This is a genomic window from Escherichia sp. WS33, from assembly GCF_046486385.1.
Lineage (GTDB): Bacteria > Pseudomonadota > Gammaproteobacteria > Enterobacterales > Enterobacteriaceae > ECMA0423.
The window spans coordinates 296,758-318,471 of record NZ_JBJQLJ010000001.1; the positions used below are offsets into that span (position 1 = coordinate 296,758).

Sequence of the window (21,714 nt, forward strand, 5' to 3'; positions counted from 1 at the left end):
TGAACAGAGTCACGACAAGGGGTTGATATCCGCAGAGAACGAGTCCATATCGGTAACTCGTTGCCAGTGGAAGGTTTATCAACGTGCGACGCATTCCTGGAAGAATCAAATTAGGTAAGGTGAATATGGGTAAAGCTCTTGTCATCGTTGAGTCCCCGGCAAAAGCCAAAACGATCAACAAGTATCTGGGTAGTGACTACGTGGTGAAATCCAGCGTCGGTCACATCCGCGATTTGCCGACCAGTGGCTCAGCTGCCAAAAAGAGTGCCGACTCTACCTCCACCAAGACGGCTAAAAAGCCTAAAAAGGATGAACGTGGCGCTCTCGTCAACCGTATGGGGGTTGACCCGTGGCACAATTGGGAGGCGCACTATGAAGTGTTGCCTGGTAAAGAGAAGGTCGTCTCTGAACTGAAACAACTGGCTGAAAAAGCCGACCACATCTATCTCGCAACCGACCTTGACCGCGAAGGGGAAGCCATTGCATGGCACCTGCGGGAAGTGATTGGTGGTGATGATGCGCGCTATAGCCGAGTGGTGTTTAACGAAATTACTAAAAACGCGATCCGCCAGGCATTTAACAAACCGGGTGAGCTGAATATTGATCGTGTTAATGCCCAGCAGGCGCGTCGCTTTATGGACCGCGTGGTTGGGTATATGGTTTCGCCGCTGCTATGGAAAAAGATCGCTCGTGGTCTGTCTGCCGGTCGTGTGCAGTCGGTGGCGGTTCGCCTGGTGGTCGAGCGTGAGCGTGAAATTAAAGCGTTCGTGCCGGAAGAGTTCTGGGAAGTCGATGCCAGCACGACCACGCCATCTGGTGAAGCGTTGGCGTTGCAGGTGACTCATCAGAACGACAAACCGTTCCGTCCGGTCAACAAAGAACAAACTCAGGCTGCGGTAAGTCTGCTGGAAAAAGCGCGCTACAGCGTGCTGGAACGTGAAGACAAACCGACAACCAGTAAACCTGGCGCTCCTTTTATTACCTCTACGCTGCAACAAGCTGCCAGCACCCGTCTTGGATTTGGCGTGAAAAAAACCATGATGATGGCGCAGCGTTTGTATGAAGCAGGCTATATCACTTACATGCGTACCGACTCCACTAACCTGAGTCAGGACGCGGTAAATATGGTTCGCGGTTATATCAGCGATAATTTTGGTAAGAAATATCTGCCGGAAAGTCCGAATCAGTACGCCAGCAAAGAAAACTCACAGGAAGCGCATGAAGCGATTCGTCCTTCTGACGTCAATGTGATGGCGGAATCGCTGAAGGATATGGAAGCAGATGCGCAGAAACTGTACCAGTTAATCTGGCGTCAGTTCGTAGCCTGCCAGATGACCCCAGCGAAATATGACTCCACGACGCTGACCGTTGGTGCGGGCGATTTCCGCCTGAAAGCACGCGGTCGTATTTTGCGTTTTGATGGCTGGACAAAAGTGATGCCTGCGTTGCGTAAAGGCGATGAAGATCGCATCTTACCAGCAGTTAATAAAGGCGATGCTCTGACGCTCGTTGAACTTACACCAGCCCAGCACTTTACCAAGCCGCCAGCCCGTTTCAGTGAAGCATCGCTGGTTAAAGAGCTGGAAAAACGTGGTATCGGTCGTCCGTCTACCTATGCGTCGATCATTTCGACCATTCAGGATCGTGGCTACGTGCGAGTAGAAAATCGTCGTTTCTATGCGGAAAAAATGGGCGAAATCGTCACCGATCGCCTTGAAGAAAATTTCCGCGAGTTAATGAACTACGACTTTACCGCGCAGATGGAAAACAGCCTCGACCAAGTGGCAAATCACGAAGCAGAGTGGAAAGCTGTACTGGATCACTTCTTCTCGGATTTCACCCAGCAGTTAGATAAAGCTGAAAAAGATCCGGAAGAGGGTGGTATGCGCCCGAACCAGATGGTTCTGACCAGCATTGACTGCCCGACTTGTGGTCGCAAAATGGGGATTCGCACAGCGAGCACCGGGGTATTCCTTGGCTGTTCTGGCTATGCGCTGCCGCCGAAAGAGCGTTGCAAAACCACCATTAACCTGGTGCCGGAAAACGAAGTGCTGAACGTGCTGGAAGGCGAAGATGCTGAAACCAACGCGCTGCGCGCAAAACGTCGTTGCCCGAAATGCGGCACGGCGATGGACAGCTATCTCATCGATCCGAAACGTAAGTTGCATGTCTGTGGTAATAACCCAACCTGCGACGGTTACGAGATCGAAGAGGGCGAATTCCGCATTAAAGGTTATGACGGCCCGATCGTTGAGTGTGAAAAATGTGGCTCTGAAATGCACCTGAAAATGGGGCGTTTCGGTAAATACATGGCCTGCACCAACGAAGAGTGTAAAAACACACGTAAGATTTTACGTAACGGCGAAGTGGCACCACCGAAAGAAGATCCGGTGCCATTACCTGAGCTGCCGTGCGAAAAATCAGATGCTTATTTCGTGCTGCGTGACGGTGCTGCCGGTGTGTTCCTGGCTGCCAACACTTTCCCGAAATCGCGTGAAACGCGTGCGCCACTGGTGGAAGAGCTTTATCGCTTCCGCGACCGTCTGCCGGAAAAACTGCGTTATCTGGCCGATGCGCCACAGCAGGATCCGGAAGGTAATAAGACCATGGTTCGCTTTAGCCGTAAAACCAAACAGCAATATGTCTCTTCGGAAAAAGACGGAAAGGCGACTGGCTGGTCAGCATTTTATGTTGATGGCAAATGGGTTGAAGGAAAAAAATAACCTTTAATTCTGTCAGGTTTTTATAAACAAAGGGTCGCGAAAGCGGCCCTTTTTTATTGCATATTATTTTTTCTTCACACCTATACACTAAGGCTATAAATGATATAGTGGTTATAGTTAGCACCTTTTTTATTATTAAATCGTATTAGTCACCCGCCAGGTGTGACGAAAAAACGATGTTCTGATGGCGTCTAAGTGGATGGTTTAACATGAAATTACAACAACTTCGCTATATTGTTGAGGTGGTCAATCATAACCTGAATGTCTCATCAACAGCGGAAGGACTTTACACATCACAACCCGGGATCAGTAAACAAGTCAGAATGCTGGAAGACGAGCTAGGCATTCAAATTTTTTCCCGAAGCGGCAAGCACCTGACGCAGGTAACGCCAGCAGGACAAGAAATAATTCGTATCGCTCGCGAAGTCCTGTCGAAAGTCGATGCCATAAAATCGGTTGCCGGTGAGCACACCTGGCCGGATAAAGGCTCGCTGTATATCGCCACCACGCATACCCAGGCACGCTACGCGTTACCAAACGTTATCAAAGGCTTTATTGAGCGTTATCCCCGCGTTTCTTTGCATATGCACCAGGGCTCGCCGACACAAATTGCTGATGCCGTCTCTAAAGGCAATGCTGATTTCGCTATCGCCACAGAAGCGCTGCATCTGTATGAAGATTTAGTGATGTTACCGTGCTACCACTGGAATCGGGCTATTGTAGTCACTCCGGATCACCCGCTGGCAGGCAAAAAAGCCATTACCATTGAAGAACTGGCGCAATATCCGTTGGTGACATATACCTTCGGCTTTACCGGACGTTCAGAACTGGATACTGCCTTTAACCGCGCAGGGTTAACGCCGCGTATCGTCTTCACGGCAACGGATGCTGACGTCATTAAAACTTACGTCCGGTTAGGGCTGGGGGTAGGGGTCATTGCCAGCATGGCGGTGGATCCGGTCGCCGATCCCGACCTTGTGCGTGTTGATGCTCACGATATCTTCAGCCACAGTACAACCAAAATTGGTTTTCGCCGTAGTACTTTCTTGCGCAGTTATATGTATGATTTCATTCAGCGTTTTGCACCGCATTTAACGCGTGATGTCGTTGATGCGGCTGTCGCATTGCGCTCTAATGAAGAAATTGAGGTCATGTTTAAAGATATAAAACTGCCGGAAAAATAATTTCTTGCGTTATTTTCGGCACCTTTTATGTAGCGAAGGTGCCGGAATATATTCTCTTTTGTTACTTATTTCTATACCGTGCACAATATTTTTATCCCTCATATTTATAGGGTAAATTACCTGTAAAGTAGTGTCTAATTACCCGCCTCGCAAACTCCAGTTTTCAAATATCTATTTCAGGTCAAAAGATTGAATTATTCACTGGAGACGATTCGTAAATTCGCTGGATTTTTGACTAAAGTTTCTTTAGGATTTGTCTCATCGTATGATTAATTACACCAATCGTTCAACGTCTTGCTGATAAGTGATGGCGATTATATGAGGTTAGCAATGCCTTCTGGAAATCAGGAACCCCGCCGCGATCCTGAATTAAAACGTAAAGCCTGGCTGGCGGTTTTTCTTGGTTCTGCACTTTTCTGGGTGGTTGTCGCACTGCTGATTTGGAAAGTGTGGGGATAACTATGGTCGGTCAGGAGCAACTGGAGTCGTCACCATTATGCCAGCATAGTGACAATGAAACAGAAACGAAACGGGAATGTTCCGTCGTTATTCCAGACGACTGGCAACTAACATCGCAGCAGCAAGCCTTTATAGAACTGTTTGCTGAAGATGATCAGCCGAAACAATAATTATCATCATTCTTATTACCCATTTTTAATGAATTAAAGGGCTTTTAATACACCGCAGCAATAACAGCTTGAGTTATCTCAACACAAAATAATAACCGTTAAGGGTGTAGCCTATGATCAACACAAATATGAAATATTGGTCCTGGATGGGCGCGTTTTCTCTGTCGATGCTCTTCTGGGCCGAACTCCTCTGGATCATTACTCACTGATCCTTGACCCCGCTGCGGCGGGGTTGTCATTTGCTTTGCCACAAGGTTTCTCCTCTTTTATCAATTTGGGTTGTTATCAAATCGTTACGCGATGTTTGTGTTATCTTTAATATTCACCCTGAAGAGAATCAGGGCTTCGCAACCCTGTCATTAAGGAGGAGCTATGTCGTCAACCCTACGAGAAGCCAGTAAGGACACGTTGCAGGCCAAAGATAAAACTTACCACTACTACAGCCTGCCGCTTGCTGCTAAATCACTGGGCGATATCACCCGTCTGCCCAAGTCACTCAAAGTTTTGCTCGAAAACCTGCTGCGCTGGCAGGATGGTAACTCGGTTACCGAAGAGGATATCCACGCGCTGGCAGGATGGCTGAAAAATGCCCATGCTGACCGTGAAATTGCCTACCGCCCGGCAAGGGTGCTGATGCAGGACTTTACCGGCGTACCTGCCGTTGTTGATCTGGCGGCAATGCGCGAAGCGGTTAAACGCCTCGGCGGCGATACTGCAAAGGTTAACCCGCTCTCACCGGTCGACCTGGTCATTGACCACTCGGTGACCGTCGATCGTTTTGGTGATGATGAGGCATTTGAAGAAAACGTACGCCTGGAAATGGAGCGCAACCACGAACGTTATGTGTTCCTGAAATGGGGAAAGCAAGCGTTCAGTCGGTTTAGCGTCGTGCCGCCAGGCACAGGCATTTGCCATCAGGTTAACCTCGAATATCTCGGCAAAGCAGTGTGGAGTGAATTGCAGGACGGTGAATGGATTGCTTATCCGGATACACTCGTTGGTACTGACTCGCACACCACTATGATCAACGGCCTTGGCGTGCTGGGGTGGGGCGTGGGTGGGATCGAAGCAGAAGCCGCAATGTTAGGCCAGCCGGTTTCCATGCTTATCCCGGACGTAGTGGGCTTTAAACTTACCGGTAAATTACGTGAAGGTATTACCGCCACAGACCTGGTTCTCACTGTTACCCAAATGCTGCGCAAACATGGCGTGGTGGGGAAATTCGTCGAATTTTATGGTGATGGTCTGGATTCACTACCGCTGGCGGATCGCGCCACCATTGCCAATATGTCGCCAGAATATGGTGCCACCTGTGGCTTCTTCCCAATCGATGCTGTAACCCTCGATTACATGCGTTTAAGCGGGCGCAGCGAAGATCAGGTTGAGTTGGTCGAAAAATATGCCAAAGCGCAGGGCATGTGGCGTAACCCGGGCGATGAACCGATTTTTACCAGTACGTTAGAACTGGATATGAATGACGTTGAAGCGAGCCTGGCAGGGCCAAAACGCCCACAGGATCGCGTTGCACTGCCCGATGTACCAAAAGCATTTGCCGCCAGTAACGAACTGGAAGTGAATGCCACGCATAAAGATCGCCAGCCGGTCGATTATGTTATGAACGGACATCAGTATCAGTTACCTGATGGCGCTGTGGTCATTGCTGCGATAACCTCGTGCACCAACACCTCTAACCCAAGTGTGCTGATGGCTGCAGGCTTGCTGGCGAAAAAAGCCGTAACTCTTGGCCTCAAGCGGCAACCGTGGGTCAAAGCGTCGCTGGCACCAGGCTCGAAAGTTGTTTCTGATTATCTGGCAAAAGCGAAATTGACACCGTATCTCGACGAACTGGGGTTTAACCTTGTGGGATACGGTTGTACCACCTGTATTGGTAACTCTGGGCCGCTGCCCGATCCTATCGAAACGGCAATCAAAAAAGGCGATTTAACCGTCGGTGCAGTGCTGTCCGGCAACCGTAACTTTGAAGGCCGTATCCATCCGCTGGTTAAAACCAACTGGCTGGCCTCGCCGCCGCTGGTGGTTGCCTATGCGCTGGCGGGAAATATGAATATCAACCTGGCTTCTGAGCCTATCGGCCATGATCGTAAAGGCGATCCGGTATATCTGAAAGATATCTGGCCATCGGCACAAGAAATTGCCCGTGCGGTAGAACAAGTCTCCACAGAAATGTTCCGCAAAGAGTACGCAGAAGTTTTTGAAGGCACAGCAGAGTGGAAGGAAATTAACGTCACACGATCCGATACCTACGGTTGGCAGGAGGACTCAACCTATATTCGCTTATCGCCTTTCTTTGATGAAATGCAGGCAACACCAGCACCAGTGGAAGATATTCACGGTGCGCGGATCCTCGCAATGCTGGGGGATTCAGTCACCACTGACCATATCTCTCCGGCGGGCAGTATTAAGCCCGACAGCCCAGCGGGTCGATATCTACAAGGTCGGGGTGTTGAGCGAAAAGACTTTAACTCCTACGGTTCGCGGCGTGGTAACCATGAAGTGATGATGCGCGGCACCTTCGCCAATATTCGCATCCGTAATGAAATGGTGCCTGGCGTTGAAGGGGGGATGACGCGGCATTTACCTGACAGCGACGTAGTCTCTATTTATGATGCTGCGATGCGCTATAAGCAGGAACAAACGCCGCTGGCGGTGATTGCCGGGAAAGAGTATGGATCAGGCTCAAGCCGTGACTGGGCGGCAAAAGGTCCTCGTCTGCTTGGAATTCGTGTGGTGATTGCCGAATCGTTTGAACGAATTCACCGTTCGAATTTAATTGGCATGGGCATCCTGCCGCTGGAATTTCCGCAAGGCGTAACGCGTAAAACGTTAGGACTAACCGGGGAAGAGAAGATTGATATTGGCGATCTGCAAAATCTACAACCCGGTGCGACGGTTCCGGTGACGCTTACGCGCGCGGATGGTAGCCAGGAGGTCGTACCCTGCCGTTGTCGTATCGACACCGCGACGGAGTTGACCTACTACCAGAACGACGGCATTTTGCATTATGTCATTCGTAATATGTTGAAGTAACAAGTATTTGCTTGCCGGTTATTTTGCTTCCGGCAAGCAAACTAATTACACAATGCAAGAGGGTTATTTGTTCAGCAAATGGCCCATTTTCTCGGCTTTGGTATCGAGATAATGTTCGTTATTGGGGTTACGACCTACAATCAATGGTACGCGTTCAACAATATTAATCCCTGCTTCGGTCAGAATTTCGACTTTTTTCGGGTTATTGGTTAACAAGCGGACTTCATTGACGCCAAGGAGTTTGAACATATCAGCGCAAAGAGTGAAGTCGCGCTCATCAGCGGCGAAGCCTAACTGGTGGTTAGCCTCTACGGTATCGTAACCTTGATCCTGCAGTGCGTAAGCGCGGATTTTATTCAGCAGACCAATGTTACGACCTTCCTGACGGTGATACAGCAAAATACCACGGCCTTCCTCGGCAATTTGCGTCAATGCCGCTTCGAGCTGGAAGCCACAATCGCAGCGCAAGCTGAACAGGGCGTCACCGGTCAGACATTCGGAATGGACGCGCGCAAGTACCGGGGTATGCCCGGAAATATCGCCATAGACTAGCGCGACATGATCGTGTCCGGTTGCCAGTTCTTCAAATCCCACCATCAGGAAATCGCCCCATGGGGTTGGCAGTTTGGCTTCTGCCACACGTTTAAGCTGCATGAAATTCTCCAGATAATGCTGGTTCTGTATTGGCTTATTTTGCCATAACGAGAAGGGGTTCACCTAATCACGACGCGTCGATCGTTCACGGAATGGCACAAATCTGTCAATTTTTCCTGGAACTGGCGTTTTCAGTTATGATTGTGGGACTTATCAAAAAGGAGAGGCCATGCGTTCGATTGCCAGACGTACCGCAGTGGGAGCTGCACTATTGCTTGTCATGCCAGTAGCCGTATGGATTTCTGGCTGGCGTTGGCAACCTGGAGAACAAAGTTGGCTACTAAAAGCGGCTTTTTGGGTTACTGAAACTGTCACCCAGCCCTGGGGCGTCATTACACATTTGATTTTATTCGGCTGGTTTCTCTGGTGTCTGCGTTTTCGCATTAAGGCTGCCTTTGTATTATTTGCCATTCTGGCGGCCGCAATCCTTGTGGGACAAGGCGTTAAATCCTGGATCAAAGACAAAGTCCAGGAACCACGACCTTTTGTTATCTGGCTGGAAAAAACACATCATATTCCGGTTGATGAGTTCTACACTTTAAAGCGAGCAGAACGCGGAAATCTAGTGAAAGAACAGTTGGCTGAAGAGAAAAATATCCCACAATATTTGCGTTCACACTGGCAGAAAGAGACGGGGTTTGCCTTTCCTTCCGGTCACACGATGTTTGCTGCCAGTTGGGCACTGCTGGCCGTTGGTTTGCTGTGGCCGCGTCGGCGAACGTTAACCATTGCTATCTTGCTGGTCTGGGCAACGGGAGTCATGGGAAGCCGCCTGCTGCTCGGGATGCATTGGCCACGCGATCTGGTAGTAGCTACGTTGATTTCGTGGGCGCTGGTGGCGGTGGCAACGTGGCTTGCGCAACGAATTTGTGGGCCATTAACACCACCTACGGAAGAAAATCGCGAAATAGCGCAACGAGAACAAGAAAGTTAACGCTGGTTGATTTTCCGAATTTAGCCCTTAAATCATCAACAATGCGCGTGGATGCCATTTCGCAGACGGCGCGAAAATGGTACTTTAAAGGGCTATTGCGGTAAGTTGACCATAATTTATTCGCTCTAACCACATAACGGGAAGTAATGTGAAATATTTACTCATTTTCTTACTGGTGTTAGCGATCTTCGTGATTTCGGTCACGTTGGGTGCGCAGAACGATCAACAGGTGACGTTTAATTATCTGTTAGCGCAAGGGGAGTACCGTATTTCCACATTGCTGGCGGTATTGTTTGCTGCGGGGTTTGCTATCGGTTGGTTGATTTGTGGCCTGTTCTGGCTGCGAGTTCGTGTTTCCCTGGCGCGCGCTGAACGTAAAATAAAGCGACTGGAAAACCAGCTTTCACCCGCGACTGACGTGGCTGTAGTGCCGCACTCGTCAGCGGCGAAGGAATAACTTTCTATGCTGGAGTTGTTGTTTCTGCTTTTGCCTGTAGCCGCTGCCTATGGCTGGTATATGGGCCGCAGAAGTGCGCAACAAAACAAGCAAGATGAAGCCAACCGCTTGTCGCGTGATTACGTAGCGGGGGTTAACTTCCTGCTTAGTAATCAACAGGATAAAGCGGTAGACCTGTTTCTCGATATGCTTAAAGAGGATACAGGCACCGTTGAAGCCCACCTTACGCTCGGAAACCTGTTCCGTTCGCGTGGCGAAGTTGATCGCGCTATTCGCATCCATCAGACCCTAATGGAAAGCGCCTCGCTGACCTATGAACAGCGTCTGTTGGCGATTCAACAACTAGGGCGTGATTACATGGCCGCCGGGTTATACGACCGCGCGGAAGACATGTTCAATCAGCTGACCGATGAAACTGACTTCCGCATTGGCGCTCTGCAACAGTTGCTACAAATCTACCAGGCTACCAGTGAGTGGCAGAAAGCAATTGATGTTGCCGAACGCCTGGTGAAGCTGGGTAAAGATAAACAGCGCGTCGAAATTGCCCATTTCTACTGTGAGTTAGCCCTGCAGCATATGGCCAGCGACGATCTCGATCGTGCCATGACCTTGCTAAAAAAAGGGGCGGCGGCAGATAAAAACAGCGCCCGCGTATCCATCATGATGGGACGCGTGTTTATGGCGAAAGGAGAATACGCCAAAGCCGTCGAAAGTTTGCAACGCGTGATATCCCAGGACAGAGAACTGGTCAGCGAAACGCTGGAAATGTTGCAAACCTGCTATCAGCAGTTGGGTAAAACTGCCGAATGGGCAGAATTCCTGCAACGCGCGGTGGAAGAGAACACCGGTGCCGATGCTGAATTGATGCTTGCTGATATCATCGAAGCGCGCGACGGTAGTGAGGCCGCACAGGTCTATATTACGCGCCAGCTTCAGCGTCATCCGACCATGCGTGTGTTCCATAAGTTAATGGATTACCACTTAAATGAAGCGGAAGAAGGGCGTGCCAAAGAGAGCCTGATGGTGCTGCGTGACATGGTTGGCGAAAAGGTACGTAGTAAGCCTCGTTATCGCTGCCAGAAATGTGGTTTTACCGCATACACCCTCTACTGGCATTGTCCGTCTTGTCGGGCCTGGTCAACCATTAAACCGATTCGCGGTCTTGATGGCCTGTAATTTTTAAAAAAATCCTACTTTAGTTACAACATACTAGTTATTGATGTTCCATTGTGCTCCGGCAACGACGGCGCAGAAAAAGCCTGCCAGGGGAAAAATCGCAACTGTTAATTTTTTATTTCCACGGGTAGAATGCTCGCCGTTTACCTGTTTCGCGCCACTTCCGGTGCCCATCATCAAGAAGGTCTGGTCATGACGTTAACTGCTTCATCTTCTTCCCGCGCTGTTACGAATTCTCCTGTGGTTGTTGCCCTTGATTATCATAATCGTGATGACGCGCTGTCCTTTGTCGACAAGATCGAACCACGCGATTGTCGTCTGAAGGTCGGCAAAGAGATGTTTACATTGTTTGGGCCACAGTTTGTGCGCGAACTTCAACAGCGTGGTTTTGATATCTTTCTTGACCTGAAATTCCACGATATTCCTAACACTGCTGCGCACGCTGTCGCTGCTGCAGCTGACTTAGGCGTGTGGATGGTGAATGTTCATGCCTCTGGTGGGGCGCGTATGATGACCGCAGCGCGTGAGGCACTGGTTCCGTTTGGCAAAGATGCACCGCTTTTGATTGCTGTGACAGTGTTGACCAGCATGGAAGCCAGCGACCTGGTCGATCTTGGCATGACACTGTCACCTGCAGATTATGCAGAACGTCTGGCGGCACTGACGCAAAAATGTGGCCTTGATGGTGTGGTGTGTTCTGCTCAGGAAGCTGTGCGCTTTAAACAGGTATTCGGTCAGGAGTTCAAACTGGTTACGCCGGGCATTCGTCCGCAGGGGAGTGAAGCTGGTGACCAGCGCCGCATTATGACGCCAGAACAGGCGTTGTCGGCTGGTGTTGATTATATGGTGATTGGTCGCCCGGTAACGCAATCGGTAGATCCAGCGCAGACGCTGAAAGCGATCAACGCCTCTTTACAGCGGAGTGCATGATGAGTGATTCCAACAGCCGTCTGGTCTACTCAACGGAAACCGGACGTATTGATGAGCCCAAAGCGGCCCCTGTACGCCCTAAAGGCGACGGTGTGGTGCGTATTCAGCGTCAGACCAGTGGACGTAAAGGTAAGGGCGTTTGCCTGATTACCGGTGTCGATCTCGATGATGCCGAACTGACAAAACTTGCAGCGGAACTGAAGAAAAAATGCGGCTGCGGCGGAGCAGTTAAAGATGGAGTTATTGAAATCCAGGGCGATAAGCGTGATTTATTAAAATCACTACTTGAAGCGAAAGGGATGAAGGTAAAACTCGCAGGTGGTTAACATAAAAAGCCACGGATATATCCGTGGCTTTCGAATATTTTACTGTGTGTATTATTCAGTTATTTCGTACTGAACAGAATCAAGCGTATTATAATTGCGAGTCGATAATCGACATTTATTTACGATTATTTACCGACCTGGTGACCAATAACACCACCGACAGCTGCACCACCTAATGTACCCAACGTACTGCCATCGGTCAGTACTGCACCGCCTAATGCCCCTGCACCCGCGCCGATTGCGGTGTTGCGGTCCCGTTTAGACCAGTTAGAACAGGCACTCAGAGACATTGCCAGGGTAATTGCCAGAACAGCCGCGGTCATTTTTTTGCTCGTTACAAACATAATACTCTCTCCTGAATTTATGATTCACGGAAGTAAGCTCTCTATAACTATAATAGCTAAGAATAAGCCTGGTGAAATTATTCCGTGAAATCTGCTCGCGCGCAGGGTTATATCACGCAGGTGATAATGACTTCCTGTTATATCGCTGATAATAATTTTATATCTTGAGAGTGTTAATAACAGGTAAATAGTCTTAATTATCAACCAGGAATCATCTTAGAGCGGATGATTTGCCAAACTGCAAATCATCCGTAGAGAAGGGAAATGGTTAAATGTCAACGACGTGAACGGTGAGTTTACTGTGCTCAAGATGCATCAGATCGCTGGCGCGTATTTTCGAATCGGTAATCACGCGATTGAATCGCTCAACGGGACCGATGGAGTATGAATGTACAGCACCAAATTTCGAGCTGTCAGTCAGGACTATCGCTTCGCACTCTTTTTCCAGCACGGCATTGACCACATCGGTACGCATCATATCGCGACCGGTGAATCCAGTTTCAGGTTGCCAGCCATCAATACCAATAAATGCTTTGCTGAAATGTACCTGCTGGATGCACTGGCGTGTCAAAGGGCCAACCATACTTTCGCTTTTTTTCTGGTACACGCCACCGAGCAAAATGACTTCACAAGGCGCGTCTTTCAGCAAATGCGCAATGTAGCTGCTGACTGTGATGATAGTGACATTTTTCTTCTGTTCGCCCAGAGTCCGGGCGAGCAGGGCATTGCTGCTACCATTTTCGATAAAGATGGTTTCGCCCGGTTGAACCAGTGACGCGGCAAACTCGGCGAGTTCACGCTTCAGCGTATAGTTGCTCATCATACGGGTTTCGACGTCATCACTATCAAGCGAAACTGCAAAGCCATGTGCACGGCGGAGGTAACTCAGTTTTTCGAGGGTGTTGAGATCCTGGCGAATGGTAACTTCAGAAACTCCAGTGGCTTTTGCCAGATCGGTTACGCTAACCTGACCCTGGTCAATGACCATCTGTAGAATAGTTTGTTGTCGGGAATTCATCGCTGTAATTCTTATAACGTTATAATACTAAATAAAAAAATACTGACGCGCCGGGCATCCTCAAATAGGAAAACCTGAAGGCACGATTGTTAAATCTCCCACGGTGCCTTCGGGATGTCTGGCGTAGATTCAGCAACCTGGCGCAAGAGTTCTGCTTTAAGTATCTCGAGATTATGGATCGCAGAGTGGTAATCGCCTGCCACAAGGATATCTAACACAATATCAATACGTTCGGCAACGCGCTGGGCATCAAATTCAGACATCAAGGACATCCTTATAGCAAAAGTGGAAAATGAATAATGCAAAAATTGCCGCTAAAAGAGAAGTGTTTAACAGCAACGGCTAATTATCATCCAGGAATACGATATATAATGACGGGATATAGCGCTAAGTATATATATTCATCTACTTATGCGCGCTTCAGATAGCGTTTATACCAGCGTTCGAAGGCGACGGCGGGCATCGGTTTGGCAAACAAAAATCCTTGCCGCTCATTGATCCCGTTCTTGGTTAAAAAAGCATCTTCCTTTGCACTCTCTACACCTTCGGCGATCACCTGAAGATTCAATGCCTGGGCCACAGCGACGATCGCCCGGACCAGTGACTGCGAGACAGGTTGTTTGTGAATATCTCGAACAAAAACCTGGTCAAGTTTGATGGCATCGATCGGAAAGCGCGCCAGTTGCGAAAGTGAAGAGTAGCCGGTACCAAAATCATCCAGATGCACTTGCGCACCTAGTTGGCTAAATTGTTGAATAACAGACAGTGCCAGTTCATCATTCTCAATCAGACAACTCTCTGTCAGTTCAACATCTATAGGGCAGTATTCAAAATTGAGTTCCTGGAGAACCTGTTTCAGGGCGGTGAAAATGGTTTGATCGGCGAGCTGACGTGCAGAAATATTTACCGCCACTCGCAGGTTAATACCTTTATCCCGCCACTTCGCCACCTGGCGTACGACATCGAGAATCACCCAACGGCCTAAAGGCACAATTAGCCCTGACTCTTCGGCGTAGGAAATGAAGTCCAACGGTGGAATCAACCCACGTTCAGGTGACTGCCAACGTACTAGTGCTTCCAGACTGCGCACTTCGCCACGCCAGGTGATTTTCGGTTGATAGTGAATAACCAACTGATCGTTTTCCAGTGCTTTACGCAAGTTGGTATCCAGCCAGAGATATTCAAATACCCGTTGATTCATTTCTGGGGTAAAAACGCAAAATTGTCCTCGTCCGCCTTCCTTCGCTGTGTACATTGCTGTGTCGGCGTGACGAATAATAGCCGTGCTGTCTGAACCATGTTCGGGAGAGAGTGCAATACCTACTGAACAGCTGGTATAAACTTCAATTAAACCAATGCGAAAGGGGAGCCGTAAGCGGGTCAAAATTCGTGATGCCATTGCTTCCAGCGCGCTTTGTGAGGTGTTGGATGCCAGTACCAGAAACTCATCCCCACCTGGACGCGCCAACACCTGGTCATGTTCGAGACAGCTTAAAATAGCCAATGACACGTCGCGTAATAACTGGTCACCAAACAAATGCCCATAGGCGTCGTTGACCTTTTTGAAATTATCCAAATCAAGATACACAACCCCAACTTTATTGTTATCTGCATGATTAATAGCGTGATCGATTAAATCCTGCATTGCGTTACGATTCGGCAGTCCGGTGATACTGTCGGTATTTGCCAGAATACGCAGTCGCTCCTGAGCGCGGCGCTCTTCGGTAATGTCGGTGCCGGAACAGATTAAAAAAATCTCGTTTTTGCCACTGCCGCTGTGGACAAATTTATTGCGAAACAGAAACAGCCGCTGGCCTTTACATGTTGGTATCCACAGTTCGACTTCATATGCATTGCCGCTTCGAAAAAATACACGGTTATTGCGCCTGGATGCCGCAGCTTCACGACGGCTCATAAACAGTTTAAACACGCTTTGCCCAATGACGTCGTGTTCTTTCAACCCTGTGTAATCTTCACATAACCGATTGAAGCGTTGGATATTCCCCCGGCTGTCGAGAATCACTATTGCGGAATGTGCTTCAGAAACTACCTGCTCAGCAAAGGAAAGCCCGTGTGATAAATCACGAGCAACCGCCGGTGTGTCATGCCATGCAGACGCGTTGCCAGCCCATTCCCGTTTATTGATTTTTCGTCCTACCAGATGCACAGAAAGATCGCTTTCATCGACGGTCAGACTCATCATCAGGCTGGAGGTGATGACCGTCATTTCCCTGATGCGAGCAGCCTGTTCGGCAGATAACTGCAAAGTACGATCAGGTTCTGTGGTTTCGGTGGTAGAAAAGCGCAAAACATCGCTGCTTTCCGTCAACCGCCAGTATGGATTGTGCGATCCGAGAAAGTTGTACAACGTTGTGGACTCCCTAACGGTTTTCATGATGCATATCCTCCGGTTAACTGCGGAGTCCGCGGTTAAATAAAAGGAACAACATGACTTACATGAAATTAACGGCGGCTAAACGCATTGTTTTTTTTATATATTTATTTGTAATCCAGTTTTGGAAAAACGCCAGTTTTCAAACGAAAGTCAGTTAAAAAATCTGCCTGGATATAACGAAGGTAGAGCGGGGAAATAAACGGCCCATCCATGAGGAATGGGCCGTGAAAGGAGATTACGCGACCGGGCGCGCAATAATGCTGCGGGTTTCCATGCGGACTTCGGCAATAGTGACGTCAATAACGTCAGTCACTTTGTAAACCGTTTCACCTTTAATTTGTACAGTGCCGTTTTCCTGGCTGCAAACCAGTTCATCGCGCACAGCGTGTAAGAAAGGTGCCGGAATAAAGGCGATAGCGCCGTTATCAACCAAACGAACACGCATGCCGCCACGGCTGATATCGACAATTTCCGCTGCGAAACGGGTGTCGGTCCCGGCTTTGTCTTTCAGGAAGCGTGCGTATAACCAGTCACCAACATCACGTTCTGCCATCCGGTTGAGACGGCGACGCTCGGCCATTTGGACAGTGATTTCATCCTGTGGGCGCGTCGCAGTTTCGCCTTTGATAACCGCTTTCAGCAGACGGTGGTTGATCATGTCGCCATATTTACGGATCGGCGAAGTCCAGGTGGCGTATGCTTCCAGACCGAGGCCAAAGTGAGGACCGGGTTCAGTGCTAATTTCAGCAAATGACTGGAAGCGACGAATGCGGCTGTCGAGGAAACCAGTTGGTTGCGCATCCAGTTCACGACGCAGTTTGCAGAAACCGTCCAGCGTGAGCACTTCTTCGGCATCGACATGCAGACCGTGCGTTTTCAGCAACGCTGCCAGCGCGTCGGCATTCGCCGGATCAAAGCCCATATGCACGTTATAGATGCCAAAACCGAGCTTATCGCGCAGTACGCGGGCCGCACAAATGTTAGCGGCAATCATCGCTTCTTCGACGATACGGTTGGCAATGCGACGAGGCTCGGCGACGATATCCAGCACTTCACCTTTTTCACCGAGAATAAAGCGGTAATCCGGGCGATCTTTAAACACCAGTGCGTGGTTATGACGCCACTCACCGCGGCGTTGGCAAATTTGCGCTAGCAAACGGACTTGTTCGGCAATTGCTTCACTTTCAGGCTGCCAGTCACCGGTATTTTCCAGCCAGTCAGAAACCTGGTCATACACCAGCTTCGCTTTGGATTCGATGGTGGCGGCAAAGAATTCGATATTATCTTCAATGGTGCCATCAGCGGAGAGCGTCATGCGGCATGCCAGTACCGGGCGGACTTCATTGGCGCGCAGTGAGCAGAGATCGTCAGAAAGCTCGCGAGGCAGCATAGGGATGTTGAAGCCAGGCAGATAGTTGGTGAATGCGCGAATTTTCGCGGCTTTGTCCAGCTTGCTGCCTTCTGCAATCCACGCGGTTGGATCGGCAATCGCCACAATCAGCTGAAGTTTGTCATCCGGCAACGCCTTAGCGAAAAGGGCGTCATCCATATCTTCTGTGCTGGCACTGTCGATGGTGACAAAATCCAGCGCGGTCAGATCTTCACGAACCAGACCTTCATCGAGCATTTCGGTAGCGACGCCGTCTGGTGCTTCTTTTTCCAGATTATGGCGCGCAAGGGTAACCCACCACGGTACAAAGTGGTCGTCACCAAAAGTGATGTATTGTGTCAGTTCAGCATAGAAAGAACGATCGCCTTTCAGCGGATGACGGCGCATTTCGGCAACCGCCCAGTCGCCTTCTTTAAACTCGTGGTTCAGGCCACGGGCTGCGCGGCAAGGAATGGCGTCTTTTAAGAGTGGATGATCAGGAACGATGGCCAGACGGTCATTTTTGCCCTGAACTTTACCCACGAAACGAGTCAGGAACGGTTCAACCAGTTCTTCTGGCTCTGCGGATTCACGTTCTTTTTCACTGTGGATCACCGCGATAATTCGGTCGCCATGCATGACTTTTTTCATCTGCGGCGGCGGAATGAAATAACTTTTTTGCGCGTCGACTTCCAGGAAGCCAAAGCCTTTTTCTGTGGCTTTTACCACCCCTTCAGCGCGTGGCGTCTGGGAATGCAGTTGCTGTTTAAGCTGCGCTAGCAGCGGGTTGTCCTGAAACATAATTGTCTATTTTGGTGGCCATTAGAGCGGCTGACAGTTTTACGCGAATCTGTCTGACGCGGCAAGGTTAATATGTCTCACCCAACGCGATTTTTAAGCGATTTATCCAGCCACACAGCCCGCTCCATACCAGCAGATTAATAATCTGCGTTGATGATTTTTCGTGTTCGAGTAAAGGGCTGAACTGGGCGGCGCTAAAGCGATCGGGTGCTCGGGTCAGCCATTGTATCGCCTGAACGGTAGCGTGCTCAACAGAATGACGGTCAGCCCATTGGTTAATTTCATTTTCGCCCTTGCGCAGAAGGGGGCTGATTTTTTTATATTCATTTGATGAATCCATACAGGCGGCAAAACAAGCAGGACTGCCATTTATCCGCGCGCATAACAACGCCGCAAGCTTATTATCCGGCTGTGTATTAACCCGTGTACTGTTTAACAACCTTTCGAGAAGGGAAAGTGAAATAGGGTGGAGAGAGAGTGTTTCGGCCAGTTGGCAAAGTTCTGCTGTTGAACTTTTTGTGTACTCTTCAGGTAGTTTTTCCACCTCATAGCTGCTTCGCCAGCGTATTGATTCATCAGCAAACAGTGACGCGTCGGCGTAGTTTTGTATTTCCAGACCGGGTAACCAGCGTACCGGGTGCCCGAGATAAGCCTGAAATGTCGCAATGGTCCGCGCCTGAAAGCCAATAAAACCAATGATTTGGTTAATGATCACACAGTCCCCGGCAGTAAGACCGACGTCATTCAGATGCTGGCGCGATCGGTTGTCGATAATAGAAGGCGAGCTAGCCAGTTGGCGGGCATATTGCGTGATTTGTGCCAACCTATGATTGCTTTCCCTGGAGGAATCAGGCCCGGGGAGCGGCGTAAGTCGCGCCGAATAGTAGTTACATAACCGCTGGACGCCGCAAACCTGAGCAACCGTCAGGGCCGTAGACAAGCGTTCATAAGCGGTGAAGGTCTGTGAACGGGTCACGGTAAGCTGGTCAGGGAACAATTCCACTGCAAGAACGCGCGCAGGGACCAGCCATGAAAGGAAGGGAGCCAGCGTTTCTTCATCAAGGATCACGTCGAGCAGAAAGGGATCGCTGACCTTTGCGGCTTCCGGGACCAGAGGCAGAACGTCATACTCCGCAGTACTGGATTGCGTTTCATGATACCAGTGGCTTTTGCCGGTGATGTGGCGTTGTTCCATGGGCGCTCCTTGGTCGTAAAGGAAATCGTTATCCTGACGCAAGGCGGGAAGGGGAGAAAGACGGATCGGCGATAACAAATATCAGAAAGGTATAACAGAGATAACGGGCGGCAGAACGCCGCCCAATATTTACCAACAGAATGATTATTTCAATTCGAGTTCGTTCATTGCAGCGATGCTGAAACCGCCGTCAACGTGGACCACTTCACCGGAGATACCGGCAGAGAGATCGGAGCACAGGAATGCCGCGGAGTTACCCACATCTTCAATAGTAACGGTACGGCGAATCGGGGTAACGGCTTCGCAATGAGCCAGCATTTTGCGGAAGTCTTTGATACCGGAGGCCGCCAGAGTACGGATCGGACCAGCAGAGATGGCGTTAACACGCACACCTTCCGGACCCATCGCGTTCGCCATATAGCGCACGTTCGCTTCCAGAGACGCTTTTGCCAGACCCATAACGTTGTAGTTCGGGATAGCGCGCTCAGCGCCAAGGTAGGAAAGGGTCAGCAGGGCAGAACCCGGATTCAGCATGGAGCGGCAAGCTTTTGCCATTGCAACGAAGCTGTAGGAGCTGATGTCGTGGGCAATTTTGAAGCCTTCACGGGTAACGGCGTTAACATAGTCACCATCCAGCTGATCGCCAGGTGCAAAACCAATAGAGTGTACGAAACCGTCAAATTTCGGCCAAACTTTCCCCAGTTCAGCGAACATGGTGTCGATGCTGGCATCTTCTGCAACATCGCACTGCAGAACGATGTCAGAACCCAATTGAGCGGCAAATTCTTCTACGCGGCCTTTCAGTTTGTCGTTCTGGTAGGTGAATGCCAGTTCAGCTCCTTCGCGGTGCATCGCCTGAGCGATACCGTAGGCGATGGATAGTTTGCTGGCAACACCGGTTACCAGAATGCGCTTACCGGAAAGAAAACCCATAGCTTTAATCCTTATTGTTGATGCTTGTTGTGCCTGAAAATCAGGCGATTCGTCGTTTTAGTAAACAGTACGAACAGATAAACGGTTATTATAATCAACCTGGCTGTGAGTGGCTATAGCTGCCAGGTCCGACCGGAGCAGGGTGCGGGCAGGGTGGGCGCTTTTCCCCACACCCTAATCCTCTCCCCAGAGGGGCGAGGGGACCGTATTGTGCAAATATTGTCACCCCAGCAACAAACAGGCTTATACAGCCCCCTAACCCTTTCAGGGCGATGGCTGGGACGGTTCAGACCTTGCCGAATATTCTCCAGAACTGTCACCATATTTTCACCACAACAGCTATTCGGCTCGGTCGGCCCCCTCGCTCTTTCAGGGAGAGGGTGACCGGCGGTTCAGTTCCTGCAGAATATTCTCCAGCACCGTCTCCTCATTACAATCAATCTCGTTATTCCAGAAACGCAGCACGGTCCAGCCCTGCGACTCAAGCCAGCTAGTGCGCCTGGAATCATAGGCAACTGCCAAATCATGCTGCCCACCATCCAGCTCAACGACTACACGCGCCGAGCAGCAAGCAAAATCGAGAATGTAGCTCCCCACCGGATGTTGACGGCGAAATTTGAAATCACCAAAACGTCGGCTGCGAAGATATCGCCAGAGCTTTCGTTCCTGCAAAGTGAGATTGCTTCTTAAATCACGCGCATTTGATTTTATTTTATCCATCACCTCATTCTGACAAGATTTAATCTCTTGTCAGAATGAGGTGAATAATCTGGAAGGAGGATTCAGAAAATTAGCGATCTTTACGCCACGCATCCGCTGTCAATGCTTCGCCAAAGTGCCCGGCAATCAGCCGTTTGGTGAGTTCATGCAGCGGTGATGCCAGCACATCCGCGGTGCTGCCTCGCTCGACAACCTCGCCCTGATGCATCACCAGCACCTGGTCGCTAATGTGCTTCATCATTCCGATATGCTGGGTAACATAAATATACGAAATGCCCTGTTTTTCCTGTAACTCCAGCATCAGATTAATCAACTGCGAACGCATCGACATATCCAGTGAAGCGAGGGCTTCATCGGCAATAATGACTTTTGGGCGCAATATCAGCGCGCGCGCCAGACCCAGACGCTGTTTTTGTCCGGGTGCCAACATATGCGGATAGTAACTGACGTGATCCGGTAGCAGCCCAACCATACGCATCGTTTCAATAATCTGTTTGCGACGCTGTTCCGGTTCCAGGTCGGTGTTCAGGCGCAGTGGAAAATCCAGAATTTGCGAGATACGTTGACGGGGATTCAACGAGGTCGAAGGATCCTGAAAAATCATGCGAATACGCTGACTGCGGAAGGAATAATCGCCAAAATGCAGTGGATGATCGTCAATCAATAACTCGCCGCTGGTAGGCTCTATCATTCCCGCCAGCATTTTTGCCAGCGTGGATTTACCCGAACCATTCTCGCCAATAATCGCCAGTGTCTGGCCTTCACGTAGCGTAAAGCTCAAGGGTTTTACCGCTTCTACGGTCTGACGACGAAACCAGCCGGTCCGGTAGCGGAACGTTTTACTTAAATTACGCACTTCAAGCAGCGTTTCGATCATC

23 protein-coding genes are annotated in these 21,714 nt (G+C 49.8%); 13 read left to right on the forward strand and 10 right to left on the reverse strand.

Annotated features, from left to right (window positions below; translation table 11 throughout):
• Positions 1–125 precede the first annotated feature (125 nt).
• From topA to acnA, 6 genes are all read left to right on the forward strand, one after another.
• On the forward strand, positions 126–2,723 hold the full coding sequence (gene topA / locus ACJHXA_RS01545) for a type I DNA topoisomerase (protein WP_001297122.1): 2,598 nt from the start codon (positions 126–128) through the stop codon (positions 2,721–2,723).
• Between the two features lie 209 nt (positions 2,724–2,932).
• Positions 2,933–3,907, forward strand: coding sequence for an HTH-type transcriptional regulator CysB (gene cysB, locus ACJHXA_RS01550; RefSeq protein ID WP_000776253.1), 975 nt, complete (start codon positions 2,933–2,935; stop codon positions 3,905–3,907).
• Positions 3,908–4,225: 318 nt separating this feature from the next.
• Complete coding sequence (locus ACJHXA_RS01555; protein WP_001300896.1) at positions 4,226–4,366, forward strand: YmiA family putative membrane protein; 141 nt, start codon at positions 4,226–4,228, stop codon at positions 4,364–4,366.
• A 2-nt stretch (positions 4,367–4,368) separates the two neighbouring features.
• The gene (yciX, locus tag ACJHXA_RS01560; protein ID WP_001297116.1) at positions 4,369–4,536 is read left to right on the forward strand and encodes a protein YciX; all 168 of its coding nucleotides are present in this window, start codon (positions 4,369–4,371) and stop codon (positions 4,534–4,536) included.
• A gap of 113 nt (positions 4,537–4,649) precedes the next feature.
• The gene (ymiC, locus tag ACJHXA_RS01565) at positions 4,650–4,745 is read left to right on the forward strand and encodes a small membrane protein YmiC (RefSeq protein ID WP_001310756.1); all 96 of its coding nucleotides are present in this window, start codon (positions 4,650–4,652) and stop codon (positions 4,743–4,745) included.
• A gap of 163 nt (positions 4,746–4,908) precedes the next feature.
• On the forward strand, positions 4,909–7,584 hold the full coding sequence (gene acnA / locus ACJHXA_RS01570) for an aconitate hydratase AcnA (protein WP_000099530.1): 2,676 nt from the start codon (positions 4,909–4,911) through the stop codon (positions 7,582–7,584).
• Positions 7,585–7,647: 63 nt separating this feature from the next.
• Here acnA and ribA read toward each other — a convergent pair whose 3' ends face one another.
• Entirely contained in the window at positions 7,648–8,238 is a 591-nt protein-coding gene (gene ribA / locus ACJHXA_RS01575; protein WP_001176295.1) for a GTP cyclohydrolase II, read from the reverse strand.
• A 169-nt stretch (positions 8,239–8,407) separates the two neighbouring features.
• Between ribA and pgpB the strand changes: the two genes are divergently transcribed.
• The 5 genes from pgpB to yciH all read left to right on the forward strand — a co-directional run bounded on the left by pgpB (position 8,408) and on the right by yciH (position 12,061).
• Positions 8,408–9,172 (forward strand): phosphatidylglycerophosphatase B, encoded by a 765-nt coding sequence (gene pgpB, locus ACJHXA_RS01580; RefSeq protein ID WP_039023324.1) that lies wholly within the window; start codon positions 8,408–8,410, stop codon positions 9,170–9,172.
• A gap of 148 nt (positions 9,173–9,320) precedes the next feature.
• Positions 9,321–9,629: a lipopolysaccharide assembly protein LapA gene (gene lapA, locus ACJHXA_RS01585; RefSeq protein ID WP_000876286.1), complete on the forward strand. Its 309-nt coding sequence runs from the start codon at positions 9,321–9,323 to the stop codon at positions 9,627–9,629.
• Positions 9,630–9,635: 6 nt separating this feature from the next.
• Positions 9,636–10,805, forward strand: a complete 1,170-nt coding sequence (lapB, locus tag ACJHXA_RS01590; RefSeq protein WP_000891353.1) for a lipopolysaccharide assembly protein LapB — start codon at positions 9,636–9,638, stop codon at positions 10,803–10,805.
• Positions 10,806–10,997: 192 nt separating this feature from the next.
• The gene (pyrF, locus tag ACJHXA_RS01595) at positions 10,998–11,735 is read left to right on the forward strand and encodes an orotidine-5'-phosphate decarboxylase (protein ID WP_000176283.1); all 738 of its coding nucleotides are present in this window, start codon (positions 10,998–11,000) and stop codon (positions 11,733–11,735) included.
• Complete coding sequence (yciH, locus tag ACJHXA_RS01600) at positions 11,735–12,061, forward strand: stress response translation initiation inhibitor YciH (protein ID WP_001295580.1); 327 nt, start codon at positions 11,735–11,737, stop codon at positions 12,059–12,061. Before pyrF ends, yciH begins: the two co-directional genes overlap by 1 nt.
• 125 nt (positions 12,062–12,186) lie before the next feature.
• Here yciH and osmB read toward each other — a convergent pair whose 3' ends face one another.
• The 3 genes from osmB to yciZ form a co-directional block, all read right to left on the reverse strand.
• Positions 12,187–12,405 (reverse strand): osmotically-inducible lipoprotein OsmB, encoded by a 219-nt coding sequence (osmB, locus tag ACJHXA_RS01605; RefSeq protein ID WP_000498253.1) that lies wholly within the window; start codon positions 12,403–12,405, stop codon positions 12,187–12,189.
• A gap of 268 nt (positions 12,406–12,673) precedes the next feature.
• Positions 12,674–13,423 carry a DNA-binding transcriptional regulator YciT gene (locus ACJHXA_RS01610; protein ID WP_001088621.1) on the reverse strand — a complete coding sequence of 250 codons (750 nt, stop codon included), beginning with the start codon at positions 13,421–13,423 and terminating at the stop codon, positions 12,674–12,676.
• An 89-nt stretch (positions 13,424–13,512) separates the two neighbouring features.
• A complete protein-coding gene (gene yciZ / locus ACJHXA_RS01615; protein ID WP_001288368.1) occupies positions 13,513–13,686 on the reverse strand; it encodes a protein YciZ in 174 nt (57 codons plus the stop codon).
• A 36-nt stretch (positions 13,687–13,722) separates the two neighbouring features.
• Between yciZ and ymiD the strand changes: the two genes are divergently transcribed.
• Positions 13,723–13,851, forward strand: coding sequence for a protein YmiD (ymiD, locus tag ACJHXA_RS01620; RefSeq protein WP_211180493.1), 129 nt, complete (start codon positions 13,723–13,725; stop codon positions 13,849–13,851).
• Here the strand turns inward: ymiD and pdeR are convergent.
• A complete protein-coding gene (pdeR, locus tag ACJHXA_RS01625) occupies positions 13,833–15,818 on the reverse strand; it encodes a cyclic di-GMP phosphodiesterase (RefSeq protein WP_000859945.1) in 1,986 nt (661 codons plus the stop codon). The genes ymiD and pdeR overlap by 19 nt on opposite strands.
• Before the next feature lie 53 nt (positions 15,819–15,871).
• Between pdeR and ACJHXA_RS01630 the strand changes: the two genes are divergently transcribed.
• Positions 15,872–15,976 carry a hypothetical protein gene (locus tag ACJHXA_RS01630; protein WP_000221855.1) on the forward strand — a complete coding sequence of 35 codons (105 nt, stop codon included), beginning with the start codon at positions 15,872–15,874 and terminating at the stop codon, positions 15,974–15,976.
• Between the two features lie 77 nt (positions 15,977–16,053).
• On the opposite strand, the gene rnb is transcribed toward ACJHXA_RS01630, so the two are convergent.
• The 5 genes from rnb to sapF all read right to left on the reverse strand — a co-directional run bounded on the left by rnb (position 16,054) and on the right by sapF (position 21,713).
• A complete protein-coding gene (gene rnb, locus ACJHXA_RS01635; RefSeq protein ID WP_000484984.1) occupies positions 16,054–17,988 on the reverse strand; it encodes an exoribonuclease II in 1,935 nt (644 codons plus the stop codon).
• A 67-nt stretch (positions 17,989–18,055) separates the two neighbouring features.
• Complete coding sequence (locus ACJHXA_RS01640; protein WP_000437858.1) at positions 18,056–19,183, reverse strand: carboxymuconolactone decarboxylase family protein; 1,128 nt, start codon at positions 19,181–19,183, stop codon at positions 18,056–18,058.
• A gap of 144 nt (positions 19,184–19,327) precedes the next feature.
• A complete protein-coding gene (fabI, locus tag ACJHXA_RS01645) occupies positions 19,328–20,116 on the reverse strand; it encodes an enoyl-ACP reductase FabI (protein WP_000506490.1) in 789 nt (262 codons plus the stop codon).
• 369 nt (positions 20,117–20,485) lie between these two features.
• A complete protein-coding gene (locus ACJHXA_RS01650) occupies positions 20,486–20,839 on the reverse strand; it encodes a DUF559 domain-containing protein (RefSeq protein WP_000968857.1) in 354 nt (117 codons plus the stop codon).
• Between the two features lie 67 nt (positions 20,840–20,906).
• On the reverse strand, positions 20,907–21,713 hold the full coding sequence (sapF, locus tag ACJHXA_RS01655) for a peptide ABC transporter ATP-binding protein SapF (protein ID WP_000573407.1): 807 nt from the start codon (positions 21,711–21,713) through the stop codon (positions 20,907–20,909).
• Between the last annotated feature and the right edge of the window lies 1 nt (position 21,714).

Coding starts and splice junctions, on each gene's coding strand:
- topA (WP_001297122.1), top strand. CDS start 126: ATGGGTAAAGCTCTTGTCATCGTTGAGTCCCCGGCAAAAGCCAAAACG.
- cysB (WP_000776253.1), top strand. CDS start 2,933: ATGAAATTACAACAACTTCGCTATATTGTTGAGGTGGTCAATCATAAC.
- ACJHXA_RS01555 (WP_001300896.1), top strand. CDS start 4,226: ATGAGGTTAGCAATGCCTTCTGGAAATCAGGAACCCCGCCGCGATCCT.
- yciX (WP_001297116.1), top strand. CDS start 4,369: ATGGTCGGTCAGGAGCAACTGGAGTCGTCACCATTATGCCAGCATAGT.
- ymiC (WP_001310756.1), top strand. CDS start 4,650: ATGATCAACACAAATATGAAATATTGGTCCTGGATGGGCGCGTTTTCT.
- acnA (WP_000099530.1), top strand. CDS start 4,909: ATGTCGTCAACCCTACGAGAAGCCAGTAAGGACACGTTGCAGGCCAAA.
- ribA (WP_001176295.1), bottom strand. CDS start 8,238: ATGCAGCTTAAACGTGTGGCAGAAGCCAAACTGCCAACCCCATGGGGC.
- pgpB (WP_039023324.1), top strand. CDS start 8,408: ATGCGTTCGATTGCCAGACGTACCGCAGTGGGAGCTGCACTATTGCTT.
- lapB (WP_000891353.1), top strand. CDS start 9,636: ATGCTGGAGTTGTTGTTTCTGCTTTTGCCTGTAGCCGCTGCCTATGGC.
- pyrF (WP_000176283.1), top strand. CDS start 10,998: ATGACGTTAACTGCTTCATCTTCTTCCCGCGCTGTTACGAATTCTCCT.
- yciH (WP_001295580.1), top strand. CDS start 11,735: ATGAGTGATTCCAACAGCCGTCTGGTCTACTCAACGGAAACCGGACGT.
- osmB (WP_000498253.1), bottom strand. CDS start 12,405: ATGTTTGTAACGAGCAAAAAAATGACCGCGGCTGTTCTGGCAATTACC.
- ACJHXA_RS01610 (WP_001088621.1), bottom strand. CDS start 13,423: ATGAATTCCCGACAACAAACTATTCTACAGATGGTCATTGACCAGGGT.
- yciZ (WP_001288368.1), bottom strand. CDS start 13,686: ATGTCTGAATTTGATGCCCAGCGCGTTGCCGAACGTATTGATATTGTG.
- ymiD (WP_211180493.1), top strand. CDS start 13,723: ATGCAAAAATTGCCGCTAAAAGAGAAGTGTTTAACAGCAACGGCTAAT.
- pdeR (WP_000859945.1), bottom strand. CDS start 15,818: ATGAAAACCGTTAGGGAGTCCACAACGTTGTACAACTTTCTCGGATCG.
- ACJHXA_RS01630 (WP_000221855.1), top strand. CDS start 15,872: ATGACTTACATGAAATTAACGGCGGCTAAACGCATTGTTTTTTTTATA.
- rnb (WP_000484984.1), bottom strand. CDS start 17,988: ATGTTTCAGGACAACCCGCTGCTAGCGCAGCTTAAACAGCAACTGCAT.
- ACJHXA_RS01640 (WP_000437858.1), bottom strand. CDS start 19,183: ATGGAACAACGCCACATCACCGGCAAAAGCCACTGGTATCATGAAACG.
- fabI (WP_000506490.1), bottom strand. CDS start 20,116: ATGGGTTTTCTTTCCGGTAAGCGCATTCTGGTAACCGGTGTTGCCAGC.
- sapF (WP_000573407.1), bottom strand. CDS start 21,713: ATGATCGAAACGCTGCTTGAAGTGCGTAATTTAAGTAAAACGTTCCGC.